Below are 14,399 nucleotides of genomic sequence, written 5' to 3'. Positions count from 1 at the left end.
ATTTTCCCAAAAATGGTGATACTAACGTAAAAGGCCATAGGAGGAATCATTGATGAAAAAGGAACTTTTATTTGCATTTACAGCACTATTTTTAATGTCTTTAACCGCTATCACGGGGGTATATGCAGTTGAAAATGATCCCGAAATGGTACCATTAGTAAATCAGCAACAAGAAGATATAAATGGGGATGGACAAAATGATGAAATTTTACTTTTAGGGTTACCATATCAAAAAAATGATATTGTTTATAAAGAGTTTTCGTTAACCATTCATCTTTCTAATGGAAAAACCTATCAAGAAATGTTACCTTACGGATTAGATCCTAAACTGGATTTAATGGATATAAATCATGACGGAATTAAAGATGTATTTATTAGCATTCCGACTGGCCAAAGTGGAGGTATGAGCAAGCATTACCTCTATTCAGCAAAAGAAAATCAAATCTCCAACATACCAATTCCTGAACTAGAAATACTAGGTCAATTTAAAAATGGATATAAAGCACAGATATCAATCCCAGCGACAAAGAAATCCTTTGTATTTGACTTAATGGTTCGAAAAGAGATGTATGAATCATTAGGAATGTATCAGAATGGTAAATTAAATGAACCAACAGAACTGATGGTACTTCCTTACAAAAAATTAAAGCCATTGGCAACAAAAGGATTAGACTATGGGCTAAAAGGAGTACAAATGATTACTGGAACTTCAAAAACAGATAAAATTGCCTATGTGGAAACAAGTTGGTATTACCGGAATGGGGATTGGAAGTTAATTAATACTGAAGTTAAGGAAGTCAGAAAATAAATAATAGGCTTTTGTCACGATATTATTGCCTGAACCATACGGTATGCTAAGTATTGCTACATTGAAAGGATAATTAAAACTTATTCAACTTGAGTAGAGAAATTAAACATAATAATATTATGTAAACTAACAATAAAAAAAACCAAGATGATACAATCAGTCTTTGTTTTTTTTATCATTATTAAAATGATTCTACAACATGAATAATACATCAATTTAGTAGAAAAATAACAATGAGGTGTTGAAACTTATGAAAAAAGATGACTTTGATCAAGTAGAAAGCGAAATCATTCAAGCAAGTTTATTTGGTGCTAAAGAAGATATCATTCATAAAAGCACATCAGATGAAGGTCACGATTTACGTGTAGCTAATCATTTTGGAACAAATTTAAAACAAGTTCAACAAGACGAATAAAAAAATCTCTGGCGATCTAATTGCCAGGGATTTTTTTATCAATAGTTTAGATATTTTATGTAAATGAATCTGAAGGATATTTATAAGAAAATTTTTATTCCGTCTCACTATTTAAAGTAAACTTGGTATTTGAGACCCCTTCTTTGTTTTTTGTTACAGCTTCCTAGAATAGATATTATGTTAACTAGGAAAATTCCTTAATAGAACAATAACTCCCCTTTCAACTTTTACAATTACAATGAATACAAAAAACCGAGGAGTAAAGTAATCCCTCGGTTTTTTATAAAATTTATTCTTTTGCAGTAGTTGTAGCTTCTTCCAATACATCTGAATGCATTTCGTTAGTTACAACAGTTGTTGCTTGTACAGCAGAGTTTTTTGAAGCATGTAGTTTTGCATTTTCGCTTGCTTTTACACTAGCCTTTGCATTAACTTTATTTTGAACAGCAGGTTTAACTTCTTCAGTAGTTGTTACTGTTACAGTTGGTTCTACTGCCACTTCAGTTGTCGGTACAGTTGTTTCAGCATCAGTTTCAGCTACTGGTGTAGTCCCTTCTGTTACCACATCTGTAGTTGTAGCAAGATTTGATTCTACTGCTTCGTTAGAAGTTATTACTGGTGCAGTAGGTTCTGCTTCCACTTTACTTGTTACTACTGGAGCAGTTTCATTCTCAGTTTCTACCTCAGTAATTTTTTCAGTTGCTACTTGTTTTACTACAGCTAATACTGCAGAGTTGGGGGCAGCATGTAGTTTCGCAACAGCACTAACATGAACACTCGCTTGAGAGTTTGCTTTATTCTCAGCAGATGGATTTTCCTTTACTGCGCCATCAGCGTCTTCATTAGATACCTCTGCCTCTTCATCATCTTTTGTTTGTACTATAGCATCAACATTAAGGTCCATTTTCTTAGAATTTTCATCTGAATCTTCATTATCTTCGTCTGTTTGTACGGCTGAATCAGAATCAGCATCCATGTCCACTTTTACAGCTTCTATTGCTGCATCTTCTTCATCTTCTGTTTTCACAACAACATCGTTATTTACAGTGATGTCTTCATTCGATTTAGAATCAGCATTTGTTTCTGGAGTTGAACTTTGATCTGTTATTGCTTCAGAATCAACTTTCACAGTTTCTTCAGTTGTAGGTGCCTGAACAGTAGTATCTGCTGTTACATGATCATCAGCTTTTACCTTATCTGTTGCAACTTCTTCGGTTTTCTCCACTACCACTTTACCGTGAACAGCTGAGTTAGCTGCAGCATGCTTTTTAGCAGTTTCACTTGCATGAATACTCGCTTGTGATTTGGTAGCTTTTTTAGACTTTTCTACTATTTTATCTTCTACTTCTACATCTTCGTTCGAATTTGTTTCCACTTTTGTTTTAATTACTTTTGCCGCAGGTTTAGCAGACACTACTATTTTACCTTTAACTTGTGCCTTTACATTTAATTCACTGTTTACATGAACTGAATGTTCAACTTTCACCTTTTCAGGTCCTGCAGCCTCCGTGAAGTGGCCACCAGCAAGTACTCCAACAGATAATGCTCCAGCTAGTACAAAAGATTTCACCATTTTATTAGTATTTAGATAATGTTTCATTTTTATATTCGCTCCTTTTAATTGTATGGTCCGTGACTTTTAGGGACGGTTTATACTGATTAAATAAGGAGCTTCTTGTGGTGGTGGTGAAGGTGGAGCATTCATCCATTGGTTACTCATCATTGCATTCCGAGAAACATATGGCAAGATAAGCTGATTTTCATAGAAATTATTCCAATCCATCCATTTATCTACCATATTAGTTGAACTTAAGCCACCATAACTCATTCGATCTTTTGATTTCCCGCCTGAAGAATTGGATTGTGACGATACATTCAATATTTGCTTCGAAACTGGATCATCCTTCGGGAGCTTAGGAACCTTACTATCCTTTTTAGGAGAGGAGGTTTCCAACCGTTCCGTACGCATTTTGTCACCAGATTTCAAGAGCTTTGAATTTTCTTCTTTAACTTCAGCTTTATGAACCAAGGAATTGGTTTTCAATTCAGATGGTTTTTTTGGTAAAGAAGAAATCACCTTTTTTCCTGTTTTAGTTTTAGTAACATGCTTTTTCTCATTCTCTACAAGTTCTCTTGCCGAATTTAGCCCAGCTGCTACTTTCTCAAGCCCAGGAGCATTTACAATCTTGTCTTTTTCTTTTTGAATAGCCTTCTTTGTTTTTTCAGGCAAAGATTTTAATTTTTCAGTTGCTTTTGAAGAGACAGCTTGTCTAGGAGTGACCTTAGGTGTTTTCCTAATTTGATCGTTACTTACAGTTTGCGGATTCACGACCGTTTTATCATGGGCCTTAGTAGTTTTCCCATGAACAGTAGCATTCTTTACTTCATATACAGGCTCAACTAAAACAGACTTTACTGAAGATTTTTGTGCATTTTGTCCACTTAGTTCATTTTTCTCTGCAAAGGCATTGTTTGGTAGTAATAATGCTGCGCCTACCACCAGTCCCGATATAATAAAATGTCGGAAGTGCAAGTTTTCACCCCCTTTCACGTATTATCATGGACAGCATTCGAGTCAGTCTGATAATTTTTGACCGTTTTCTCTTAAAAAAAATTAAAAACTCCTTTTCAACTAGTACCTCTTTCTTACTATAGTTCTATTTTTTCTAGTATAGCTTCACTTTAAATAGAACTATTTAGAAGAAACACTATTTAAGAACAATTGCTTCCATAAAAAAACCTTCCTATAAAAAGGAAGGAAAAAATAAGACTTACCAACCTATTAAAAGAATACGAAATCGTCACAAATTGTTTGGGGGGTCTATAAGTTTTGTAAAATTTCTGTAGTAAATGTAACAAAACTCTAACATCCATAGTCCGCCTATTTGCTCTCCCTTTTTTTAAAATTATCGTCTAGTCGTATTTGATTCCTTCTTTCTTCGATTTATTATTCATATGGAAAACTTAGTTAAAGTCATACTTTCATATCTGAATTAATATTTATGTAGTATGTATAAATTGGAATACCATAGACATATTAAAGGTTAGGGTTAAGAGACACGATTATTAATATTGCAAATAAAAGGAGTTAAGAAATGAATATGGAACGAAAGAAAAAGTTAGTCTTGAAGGCCAAAATGATTTTAAATCCGGAATCGAACACAAATTTAAAGGTTGTCCCCTGGAACCTAAATAAAATCACAAGAGCCAGCCACTGGTTTGGTAATAATGAAAGAGTTCAGCAAGTCATATCAAATTTTTATCATATAAAAAAATAAGAGGGCCAGAATCTAGTAGAGATTCTAGCCCTTTTCTATTTAGGAATGAACTACTTTTTTAGTAATAATGCTGTTATTCGTGATTTTAATATTGGAGCTGCGATTACTGCCTGTAGAAGCATTTCCACTTAATATATTTTTAGCCTTATTACTGTATTTCTTTATAGCTTTTAAAGAAACTGTGTTACTATCTTCCACTGAAATTGTGATATTGCCTTTCCTCGGCATAATAATCACCTCTTTACACTATTTTACTCGTTTTCAGATATTTCTTCAAGCTTCCTCTACCTCAATCAACTCGAATAGTTCTAGCATTTCTGTTCGTTCATAATACTGCAATGCTAATGATACTAATCCTGATAATAGAATCGCATCATACTCATCAAATTCTAAATCAAAACTAGATAAGGTGACAGCATATTCCCTTCCTTCATATTCTACAATCGTTAATAGGTAATTTTTGATGTAGATATGATCCTTGTTCTCTTTATTGATAGGAATACCTTCCATCCTCTTCAGTGCGATTTCATAAGCATTCTTTACTACTAATGGAATATTGTAATCTCTTTTAAAGCGTTCTCCTGCATAAACCTTGTAATCTACAGCATACTGCCAGGTTTCAAGATAATGCTCACTTAAGGACTTTAGCACCAACTCAATACCGTCTTCAATCTTATCAAAGTTTTTTGCCATTTCGGCATAACCGTTCGCATATTCCTCTCTAGACCATTTGGAAAGGAAATATATTTTTTGAGTGGTTACATTTAAAACGTTGATCAGATTATCTCCTTGTTTTTCCACCTCAAATTCAAAGTTAAAAAACTTCAATCTCTTTAGCCTAGTGAAAGCAACCGGAAATAATAAAAATAGGAAAATCCAAACAAGCAAATAAAAAATATGCTTAAAAATACTCAGAATAACCGGGTTTGACACAATAGGTTCAACAACAAGTGTGGTCAACGTTGTTTTATTTGATTCAACTTGTTTTTGGGCAATAGTATCGGTTGAAAGTGATACTATGTCTATTGTAAACATACCCAAAATAGAAGCAAAACCCAATGAATATACGATAATAATAAGAATCTTTAACCAATCTCTTCGAATAGGATGTTGCTTTTCTTCTTTTTCCCCCTTGTAAACCAATATTCGTTCTCCTTCCTTACTTATGTACAACTACACAAATTAATTATACCTAAAAATAGTTTCTTTCGACAAAATAATGCACACCAAAAAATCGTATTAGCTCACTACTAATACGATTTTACTTTTTCTTAGAAATCAATTGTTAAGATAAGTTTGAACTTGTTTTAGGCGTATTTAATTCCCGCAGGCTTAATATTGTTAATATCCCCTGAACTACAAGGAGTTACCGCATAAGTCATTTCACATTTAGGACAATTCATAATCACTTTAGTAAAAGTAAATGTCTCTCCACAGTCACATTGAATCTGGTGCTCTACTTTTGAAGCGAAATGTTCTTTCCCTTTGCTTTTTACATGATCAACGACGTCTTGCCCATCTTTTAAATTATTACATTCACACATATTATCCCTCCGTGCATCTTATTAATATAAAGAATAGCATAAAGTGTCTAAAATCTATGTGTCGAAAATGTAAACGTTACACTAAACACGGGAAAAGTGACAATCTGACAAACTCAACTTTAAAACTTTTCACCTGTCATAGTAGTCATAAAGTCAGAAAAGAATTCATTATAATTGAAATCAAAAGCAATACGATGTTTCTTTTCATTCTCTTCGAATTTCATCCAAGGACGAATATCGGCAATAGTTTGTCCTCTTGAAATTCCTTCTGCGGTAATTACGTGGACAGGTAGCATCTTAAAGGTGAACCAATCCTCGTGAATGGTCGCCATTAACGTGATAGCATCATGAACGGGACTCCCCTTAATAGCAGGATTACGTTTTTTATAAAACTGATAATAATAATCGAGCATTGGTTTAAGAACACTTGCCTTTCCTTTTGCATGGATGTAATCCACCATTCCTGGTGTAACAATGGCTCTGTCCGTTACATTTAACGGAATAATGGTTAAATTATTTGCATATTGCAAAACAATCTTAGCTGCAATTGGATCTCCATATATATTGGCTTCCGATACAGCTGTCACATTTCCCGGTACCCAAAAGGCACCTCCCATAATATAAATCTCCTTTACCTGTTTCATTAATTCTCTGTATAAAATAAACATCGTAGCTAGAGAGGTAAGGCGACCGGTATTAACTATGGTTAATTCTTCTTTATATTGGTTAATTAAGTTTACAATCTCATAAAAGTTCTCAGTAAGGGTTACTTCAAGGTTTTGCATTGGTGATGGAATAATCGGGCCTAGACCGTGAACACCATGGACCTCCGGGTAAAAAGTCGGTTCCTCCCCTGTCATTGGTTTTTCCGCACCCAAAATCACCTTTACTTCAGGCATGTTAAACAATCTAATTAAATATATTATGTTCCGTAAGGTCATCTCACGAGATATATTTCCATAATCGGCAACAACGCCTACAATATCAATTTGTTCATTAAAATATCCATATAAAAGAGCAACGGTATCATCAACGCCAACATCTCCAAACAATAATACTTTTTTTCCCATACCATACAACCACCCTTTGTACGTTTATTGTATGGTATGAAACAATGTAGTTAGAGGTAGGTTGTTTTAATTCCTATTCAATCAATCCTAAAAAGTTTTTTCCAAGTATATATTCCTTTTGGATATCGGGAATTTGAATCGCTTCAATCCAGCTTTTCTTTTCCGAATAGTCATATTCATTAAATTTTTTCATTCCATATGGTCCGTCGCAGCCAAAAAGTACTTTACGATATCCTAAAGTCTCCACTGCCATTTTTACAATAAACGGATTGAGATAATCACTTGATGTGTCAACAAATACATTTGGTTGATCCTTAACGTATTTCCATAGTTTTTTCCAAAATGGTAGACCGCCGTGAGCATAAATTAATTTAAGTTTAGGAAAATTTTCAGGTAAATATTTATAGGATTCTTTCTCTGAAGAAAGATGTATGATCATCGGTACTCCTTTTGATTCACAAATAGCCGCTATTGGTTCAAGTTCCTTAATGCTATAGCCATGCATGAAAGGATGAGCTTTCACTCCAATAAAGCTTGGTTTACGAAGATAGAAATCTACTTCTTCTATTAAATTTGGGAACAATGGATTGACTGCTACCCAGCCTAGAAATCGGTCTGGAAATCTAGTAATTGCATCAGCAACGATATCGTTGTTCGGTTGGAAAAAAATCTTGTATGAGTTTCCATAAAGCTTCAAATAGCCATCTTTTACTAGACCATCATAGATTTTAAGACCAATTTGAGGAGCGTTTAAGATTAATACACGGAATAATCGTTGTAAATAATGTTGAAAACTACTCTCCGGTTCAAACATTGTGTCGTTCATGGGTGCGATAAGTGCTGTTTTTGTTATATTGTTTTTTTCCATACCTTCTATCATTTTTTCAAGTGTCAGCATAGTTTCATCAACATGAAAATGACTATCAACAATTATATGAATCTCCTCCATTGATTTTTAATAGTGATCACTGAATGAAATCATTTAGTCAATGTAACAACAGGTATAGCAGTTGGGATGCTCCCCTCTCTATTCACTTTATTTTATGTTATCACCATCCAAATAGAAGCAGCAAAAAACCGGCGGCGGAATATCTTCCGGTTTCCCTTTATTGTTTATAAAATAAATCATGAATATTTTTCTATCAAATGAATAAATCATGGAAAAATAATGAATATCATCCACTATTTAAGGGGTTTAGAAATTTCCTCATGCAGGATATGATTATTTTCGAGAGACAAACGCACAAAAATTATGCAGACAAAAACTACCATAAGGAGTGTGTTGATACTTGAAAAAACAACTTATCGCTGCAGCTACTACTTTAGGAATCTTGGCTACTGGGTTTTCTAGTCAAGCATCTGCACATGAACTAACATATAAAGTTAATTCAGGTGATACTCTTTGGAAAATATCAACTAGTAACCAATTAACTGTACAAGAGCTAATGCAGTATAATAATTTAACTTCTTCATCGATTTATGTTGGTCAAGAACTCTCATTACTCGCCCCACATACACATGAAATAGAACCACAAATGTCAACTACTATCTACACTATTAAGTCTGGAGATAGCCTTTCTTTAATTGCAAAAAATTACAATACAACCGTAAATGAATTAAAATCTATCAATAATTTAACTTCGGATATGATTTATGTTGGACAAGTTCTTAAAGTCCCTAATGGAACAACAACACCTGAAGCTAAAGGTTCTACAACATACACGGTTAAATCAGGAGATTCTTTGTGGCGAATTGCAACAAATAATAACCTAACTGTTACTCAATTAAAGTCATACAACAACTTAACTACTGATTCCATCTATGTGGGACAAGTACTACAATTAACTGCTAAATCCATTACCAATCCAGATGTTAAACCTTCACTGAATGTGGATGCGTTAATAACAGAGGCGAAGAAATATATGGGTGTCCCATATGTATGGGGAGGAACTACTCCATCAGGCTTTGATTGCTCAGGTTATCTAAATTACGTCTACAATTCTCAAGGGGTTACCATCCCTAGAACAGTAGAGTCTATTTGGTCCTCCGCTTCACCAGTTTCAACTCCACAAATTGGTGACCTTGTTTTCTTTACAACCTATGCACCTGGAGCATCTCATGCTGGGATCTATATCGGAGATAACAAATTCATCCATGCTGGAAGTTCAACTGGAGTAACGATTACAGATATGAATAATTCTTATTGGAAACCTCGTTATTTAGGAGCGAAATCAATAAAATAAATAGAATAAATTTTTATAAAGAAGCCTCCCTTAACAAGGGAGGCTTCTTTAGCAATTGTATTCTTTATTAGTATGGAATTCTGCCTACAAACCTAACCACAAAGTTTTTAGCCAATTGTCAAAGTCTGCTCCCTTATCACCTTCATAAGTATCGTAGACGTCAACTCTCATCTTTTTTAACTTTTCTTTAAACTCTTCGTACGTATGACCTTCAGGTAAACTCTTCTTAATTCTTACTAAAATTTTAGTTACACCTTTAACTAGATCCCCTTTTATTTGAGGGGGCAATTGTACATTTTCCCCAAATGCTTGAAGTCTGTGGAAAGCTGCTTTCCGAATTTTATAAACAGGATCATTACTCATTCTATTTTTAAGTATTTCGATGGTTTGGCTGCTTTTCCATTGACCTAACTCGTCAATTGCATCTAATCGGTCTCTCCAACTTGATGTCCGACTCGCAGCTCTTTTTAATTCATCGTAGTTTTCAGGTAATTCGATTTTTGCTTCTTTGTTATTCAAGAATACTATCTCCCTTATATAAAAAATCTAATAAAATTTATGGCTTTACAATTGTAACACTAATTTTTAAAATCCATACTTTATTTTTTCTATTTTCCACTATTTCAGAGAATCTAACACCCTAATGTGATCCTTTTCCATAACTTTTTTAACAGTTGGGTCAGGTGATAGCATTGGAATTTTTTTTAGTTTCAACGTACGATAAATAGGTTTTACCATTGAATGACTATTACTTATAACCCATTTACCATTATTCTTAACTAAATATAGGTCAATGATTCCAAGATGGTTCCCCCAATAACCCGCTTGCACTGCTGCGATACCATGTATAGTTCCTGCTTTAACATTGATTCCTTCTAGATTCGAATGGATATCCTTGTTTGGAAAAAGAGAATGACTATGCCCATACAATATGGCATCGACCCCTTTTACTTTACTCAATGAATAGACAGAATTTCCTTTCTTATATTTTAAACCTTTGTCGGCATTCAACCCAACGTGGGCAAGGGCAACAATAATATCTGCTCCCTTTTCCTTCATTATTGGAATAAAATGCTCTGCCGTTTCGGTCATATTTTTTATTTTAAGCTTTCCGTAAAATGTCTCCTTATCCCATTCCGCTGCAATCGGCGTAATTAAGCCAATCACACCTATTTTTAATCGATGGGTTTTGCCGGAGGAATCTGTGAACTTTTTTTCAATTATGGTATAGGGATTAAAAAAATTTATATCATCTCCCCCATATTTGTTTTGATCATCAATATAGATATTAGCGTTGACATAAGGAAAATTCGCTCCTTTTAAACTTTCCATTAAGAAAGCAAGACCATAATTAAATTCATGATTACCTACAGTTGCAGCATCATAATTTATTAAATTCATTACTTTATAAACAGGGTGCATTTCCATCCAATTGAATAAATATGTATTTGATACATATTTACCAAGGGCATTCCCAACAAGTACGTCTCCAACATCAAAAAGGACCGAATTGGGCACCTCATTTCTAGCTTTCTTAATAAAAGAAGCAGTCCATTCAAGACCATATTCTACGGTAGGTTTCCCTTTTTCATAATCATAGCCCAGCATTTTAGCATGCAAATCCGTTGTTTCTAATATTCTCACTTGGATGTATGGCTTTGATGGTACTTGAGCTTTTGGATTATTGAAGACAACTTGCAAGGTGATTACTGTAAAAAAGAATATAAAAATGACTTTTTTCTTTCCTTGGATCACCTTTAAACACCTCATATCTACCATGCCTCTGGATAATTTCAGTTATTTTACCCCAAAATTTACACTTAAAATCAAAATAAAAGAAGCTGGCTATGCCAACCCCTCTATCGATGTATATTAAGTACTTATGTGCAATGCATTTTCCCCTCAACTTCATTCCAGACCACGGAATAACCTTGCCCTTTAGAACAAAAAATAGAGGAAGAGCTATATTCAGGATCTGCATTTTTATTATACTCGATTTTTTCTATTACTTCCTTTTCATTATGGCAGCGGTCATAGCCTGCATAAACTAATTGGATGGACCCTTTACCTTGTGTAAATGAGGCCAGTTGACTACTATAATTCATAAAAGTAGCAACTGGCACAATTCCAGTTAAAATGGCTTTATTTCCTTCGGTAATGGGAGTATCAAAGTTCCCATATGCAGTTTGTAGGTCGGAAATGACACGACCCATTTGATCTACATCCACTTTAATTTTGTATTGGTAGTAAGGCTCAAGCAGAAGGTTTGTTGCTTTCTCCAAGCCTTGTCTTAGTGCTCTTAAGGTTGCTTCTCTAAAATCTCCACCTGTAGTATGTTTATTATGAGCTCTACCCGTTAATAAGGTGACTTTAACATCAGTTATCGGTGAACCAGACAAAATTCCATGGTGCTCTTTTTCAAACAGGTGATGTCTTATTAAATTCTGATTTCCAACACTTAAATCATCTGCATGGCACTTATTTTCAAACTCAATGCCGCTGTTGCGACTACCAGGTTCTATTTTAAGATGAACTTCTGCATAATGTCCTAGCGGCTCAAAATGTCCGTAGCCAATTACCTCTGAGCTAATGGTTTCTTTATATAAAATTTCAGGTTCAGTAAATGTCACTCGTAATTGGAATCGCTCCCAAGCAATTTGTTCCAAAACCTCTAGCTGAATTTTACCCATTACATGTATATGAATTTCCTGTAATTCTTCCGCCCAGGTTACATTTAAAGAAGGGTCCTCCGAATCCAATTGCTTAAAATATTGAAGTGCTTCTCTTATATTTACAGTTCGTTCAAAATTCACCTTTGACTTAAGTGTCGGTATCATTTCATAGCTATTCTTTTCCCGTAGTAAACCTACTCCATCACCGACATCCGCCTTCGATAAACCGATTACAGCAAATAGCTCACCCGCTTCGACTTCATCGACAGCTTTATAATTTCTCCCGTTGTATACACGTATTTGTGTTACTTTTTCCATAGTGGAATTTTCATCATTTCCATACATCAATTCTTCACGGACTTTCAAACTGCCAGTTATGGCTTTAATAAAAGTAATTCTAGTCCCATTTTGATCATGACGTATTTTATAAACAGACCCAGAAAATGGTTGATTACTTTCATAATAGGTCATCGTTAATTGGTCTAGTTTCTCTAAAAAGCCTTCAATTCCAAAGTCCTGAAGGGCAGACCCACTTGCACAAGGAAAAAGCTTGTTATCTTTAATCATTTCTTGCATATTACTAAGCCATAAATCCTTTTGATAGCCTTTTTCCATATAGTGTTCTAACAGAGAGTCGTCTCGTTCAGCGATAAATTCAACTAAATCCTCCCCCATTTCTCCACTTGAAAACGACTCTGTAATGTCACAAGCATCCTTGGTTAAGTTGAGATTTATTTCTTTTAGTACTTGATTTACATCTGCCCCTATGCGGTCCGTTTTATTAATAAAGAAAAAGGTTGGTACTCGATATTTTCTTAAAAGCCCCCAAACGGTTTCCGTATGACCTTCAATTCCTTCTACGGCACTAATAATAATAATGGCAAAGTCCATTACTTGAATGGCTCGTTCCATTTCAGGTGAAAAATCAATATGGCCAGGTGTATCCATTACATAATACTGAGAATCACTATAGGTAAACATCCCTTGGTCTGCAAACACCGTTATTCCTCGTTGTCTCTCAATATCGTGGCTATCGAGGAAAGCATCCTGATGATCAACTCGACCTCTCTGTTTAATACTCTGTGTATGGTATAGAAGTTGCTCTGAAAATGTCGTTTTTCCAGCATCAACATGTGCCAAAATTCCAATTGTTTTTTTCATTTTTACCTCTCACTTTGGTGTGCCCTCTAAGTATTTATTACAATTATAACAAAATTGAATAAATCAATTCTAAAGGATTATACTCGTCCACACCATCCTAGAAAAAAACTCATTAAATAGAATTATATATATAGTGAGGGAGAAACAATAGAATGAAGGATTATAAGGATGAAAGTAATAACCCTGAATTAGAGGATGAATTTTACTATTGTGATTGTGATTGTGAACCTTGTGAAGACGAATCAGTTGATTTTAATTGCGATTGTGAATGTACATCCTTTGAACAATCGTTAACGCTTAAAGGAAAACAAATGATAAAGATTCGCATTCCTGTTCCTGGAGTAAAAATGAATTTACCAATTAAAATAAGCTCTAAAAGGACTCCCGTGAATCGACCAATTAAAGTTCGTATACCCCGTGCCATTATTTTTAACCACTTACCTAAAGGGGCACTTCGAACAGAACTATGTGAACCTGAAAGTATGAATCCAAAAACAATTGATACAGGCACTATAAATATTTGTGCCTTTATACATCCAGGAGCTCATGTTGGTAGCAATCCATTTGATAATAATTCAAAAATTCCTATTCGAATTAAGTTAGATATAGATGCAGCCAATAAAGTCTGGCAACAGCAGATTAACGAGAAAACTCAAGGTATCAAGTTTAATCTACTTCATACAATTGTATTGGAAAAAAATCTACTCGGAGTTGGTGGAAATGTACAAGACTTCCCGTGGAATCAAACTAATATTGGGAATATATTATTTGAATATGGAAAAAAGGTTTGTCCAAACGCACATGTTTTCGTATATTACATGGCTGGAAATCATATTGGGCCAATTTATTCAAACGGAGCTAGAACCGATGCCATTACCTTTAGAACGGACCCCGTTATTATATTATCAAATAGTGCCCTTTTAAATAACTTTATACTTGCACACGAATTAGGTCATTTTATGTATCTAAACAATCTCTTTGGATATAAATTTGATCCAGAACCTTCGCCTTTTGACCCTGATCATAACATCCATCCGACCAATTTAATGTATTATAAGAGCGATTATTGGCCATCATCACCACAAAAACCATCCATCACTCCCGCTCAAATAAGAAAAGCATTGAATACACGTTTTTTTTATGAGTAATTCAAAGTTATATAGAAATAAAAAATAAATAGAGCCCTGGTTAAACACCTTGGCTCCATT

At 34.4% G+C, this 14,399-nt stretch carries 14 protein-coding genes; 4 read left to right on the top strand and 10 right to left on the bottom strand.

All coding sequences use genetic code 11. The features are described 5' to 3' along the window. The first annotated feature begins 52 nt into the window (after positions 1-52). On the top strand, positions 53-808 hold the full coding sequence (locus LRP83_RS00440; RefSeq protein ID WP_230494690.1) for a YybI family spore inner coat protein: 756 nt from the start codon (positions 53-55) through the stop codon (positions 806-808). A gap of 250 nt (positions 809-1,058) precedes the next feature. Beyond that, positions 1,059-1,223, top strand: coding sequence for a hypothetical protein (locus LRP83_RS00435; RefSeq protein WP_230494689.1), 165 nt, complete (start codon positions 1,059-1,061; stop codon positions 1,221-1,223). 289 nt (positions 1,224-1,512) lie between these two features. On the opposite strand, the gene LRP83_RS00430 is transcribed toward LRP83_RS00435, so the two are convergent. The 7 genes from LRP83_RS00430 to LRP83_RS00400 all read right to left on the bottom strand — a co-directional run bounded on the left by LRP83_RS00430 (position 1,513) and on the right by LRP83_RS00400 (position 8,064). After that, entirely contained in the window at positions 1,513-2,823 is a 1,311-nt protein-coding gene (locus LRP83_RS00430) for a hypothetical protein (protein ID WP_230494688.1), read from the bottom strand. Positions 2,824-2,862: 39 nt separating this feature from the next. Next, positions 2,863-3,756 carry a hypothetical protein gene (locus LRP83_RS00425; RefSeq protein WP_230494687.1) on the bottom strand — a complete coding sequence of 298 codons (894 nt, stop codon included), beginning with the start codon at positions 3,754-3,756 and terminating at the stop codon, positions 2,863-2,865. 784 nt (positions 3,757-4,540) lie between these two features. Continuing rightward, positions 4,541-4,729: a hypothetical protein gene (locus tag LRP83_RS00420; RefSeq protein ID WP_230494686.1), complete on the bottom strand. Its 189-nt coding sequence runs from the start codon at positions 4,727-4,729 to the stop codon at positions 4,541-4,543. Between the two features lie 45 nt (positions 4,730-4,774). Beyond that, positions 4,775-5,644 (bottom strand): hypothetical protein, encoded by an 870-nt coding sequence (locus tag LRP83_RS00415; RefSeq protein WP_230494685.1) that lies wholly within the window; start codon positions 5,642-5,644, stop codon positions 4,775-4,777. A 164-nt stretch (positions 5,645-5,808) separates the two neighbouring features. Continuing rightward, the gene (locus LRP83_RS00410; protein ID WP_230494684.1) at positions 5,809-6,045 is read right to left on the bottom strand and encodes a hypothetical protein; all 237 of its coding nucleotides are present in this window, start codon (positions 6,043-6,045) and stop codon (positions 5,809-5,811) included. Between the two features lie 119 nt (positions 6,046-6,164). Then, a complete protein-coding gene (locus LRP83_RS00405; RefSeq protein ID WP_230494683.1) occupies positions 6,165-7,115 on the bottom strand; it encodes a nucleoside hydrolase in 951 nt (316 codons plus the stop codon). A gap of 73 nt (positions 7,116-7,188) precedes the next feature. Continuing rightward, positions 7,189-8,064: an amidohydrolase family protein gene (locus LRP83_RS00400; protein ID WP_230494682.1), complete on the bottom strand. Its 876-nt coding sequence runs from the start codon at positions 8,062-8,064 to the stop codon at positions 7,189-7,191. Positions 8,065-8,404: 340 nt separating this feature from the next. On the opposite strand from LRP83_RS00400, the gene LRP83_RS00395 reads away from it, so the two are divergent. Then, on the top strand, positions 8,405-9,358 hold the full coding sequence (locus LRP83_RS00395) for a C40 family peptidase (protein WP_230494681.1): 954 nt from the start codon (positions 8,405-8,407) through the stop codon (positions 9,356-9,358). A gap of 84 nt (positions 9,359-9,442) precedes the next feature. Here the strand turns inward: LRP83_RS00395 and LRP83_RS00390 are convergent, their stop codons facing one another. The 3 genes from LRP83_RS00390 to LRP83_RS00380 all read right to left on the bottom strand — a co-directional run bounded on the left by LRP83_RS00390 (position 9,443) and on the right by LRP83_RS00380 (position 13,191). Continuing rightward, positions 9,443-9,877 carry a HEAT repeat domain-containing protein gene (locus LRP83_RS00390; RefSeq protein WP_230494680.1) on the bottom strand — a complete coding sequence of 145 codons (435 nt, stop codon included), beginning with the start codon at positions 9,875-9,877 and terminating at the stop codon, positions 9,443-9,445. Positions 9,878-9,976: 99 nt separating this feature from the next. Further along, positions 9,977-11,113: a metallophosphoesterase gene (locus LRP83_RS00385; protein WP_230494679.1), complete on the bottom strand. Its 1,137-nt coding sequence runs from the start codon at positions 11,111-11,113 to the stop codon at positions 9,977-9,979. A gap of 125 nt (positions 11,114-11,238) precedes the next feature. After that, on the bottom strand, positions 11,239-13,191 hold the full coding sequence (locus LRP83_RS00380; RefSeq protein ID WP_230494678.1) for a GTP-binding protein: 1,953 nt from the start codon (positions 13,189-13,191) through the stop codon (positions 11,239-11,241). 152 nt (positions 13,192-13,343) lie between these two features. On the opposite strand from LRP83_RS00380, the gene LRP83_RS00375 reads away from it, so the two are divergent. Then, the gene (locus LRP83_RS00375; protein WP_230494677.1) at positions 13,344-14,339 is read left to right on the top strand and encodes a hypothetical protein; all 996 of its coding nucleotides are present in this window, start codon (positions 13,344-13,346) and stop codon (positions 14,337-14,339) included. Positions 14,340-14,399 lie beyond the last annotated feature (60 nt).

Origin of the sequence: Pseudoneobacillus rhizosphaerae (assembly GCF_917563885.1) — a bacterium.
Lineage (GTDB): Bacteria > Bacillota > Bacilli > Bacillales > Cytobacillaceae > Pseudoneobacillus > Pseudoneobacillus rhizosphaerae.
The sequence above is the reverse complement of the archived record's forward strand: the minus strand, read 5'-3'. Positions and strand labels throughout refer to the sequence as shown.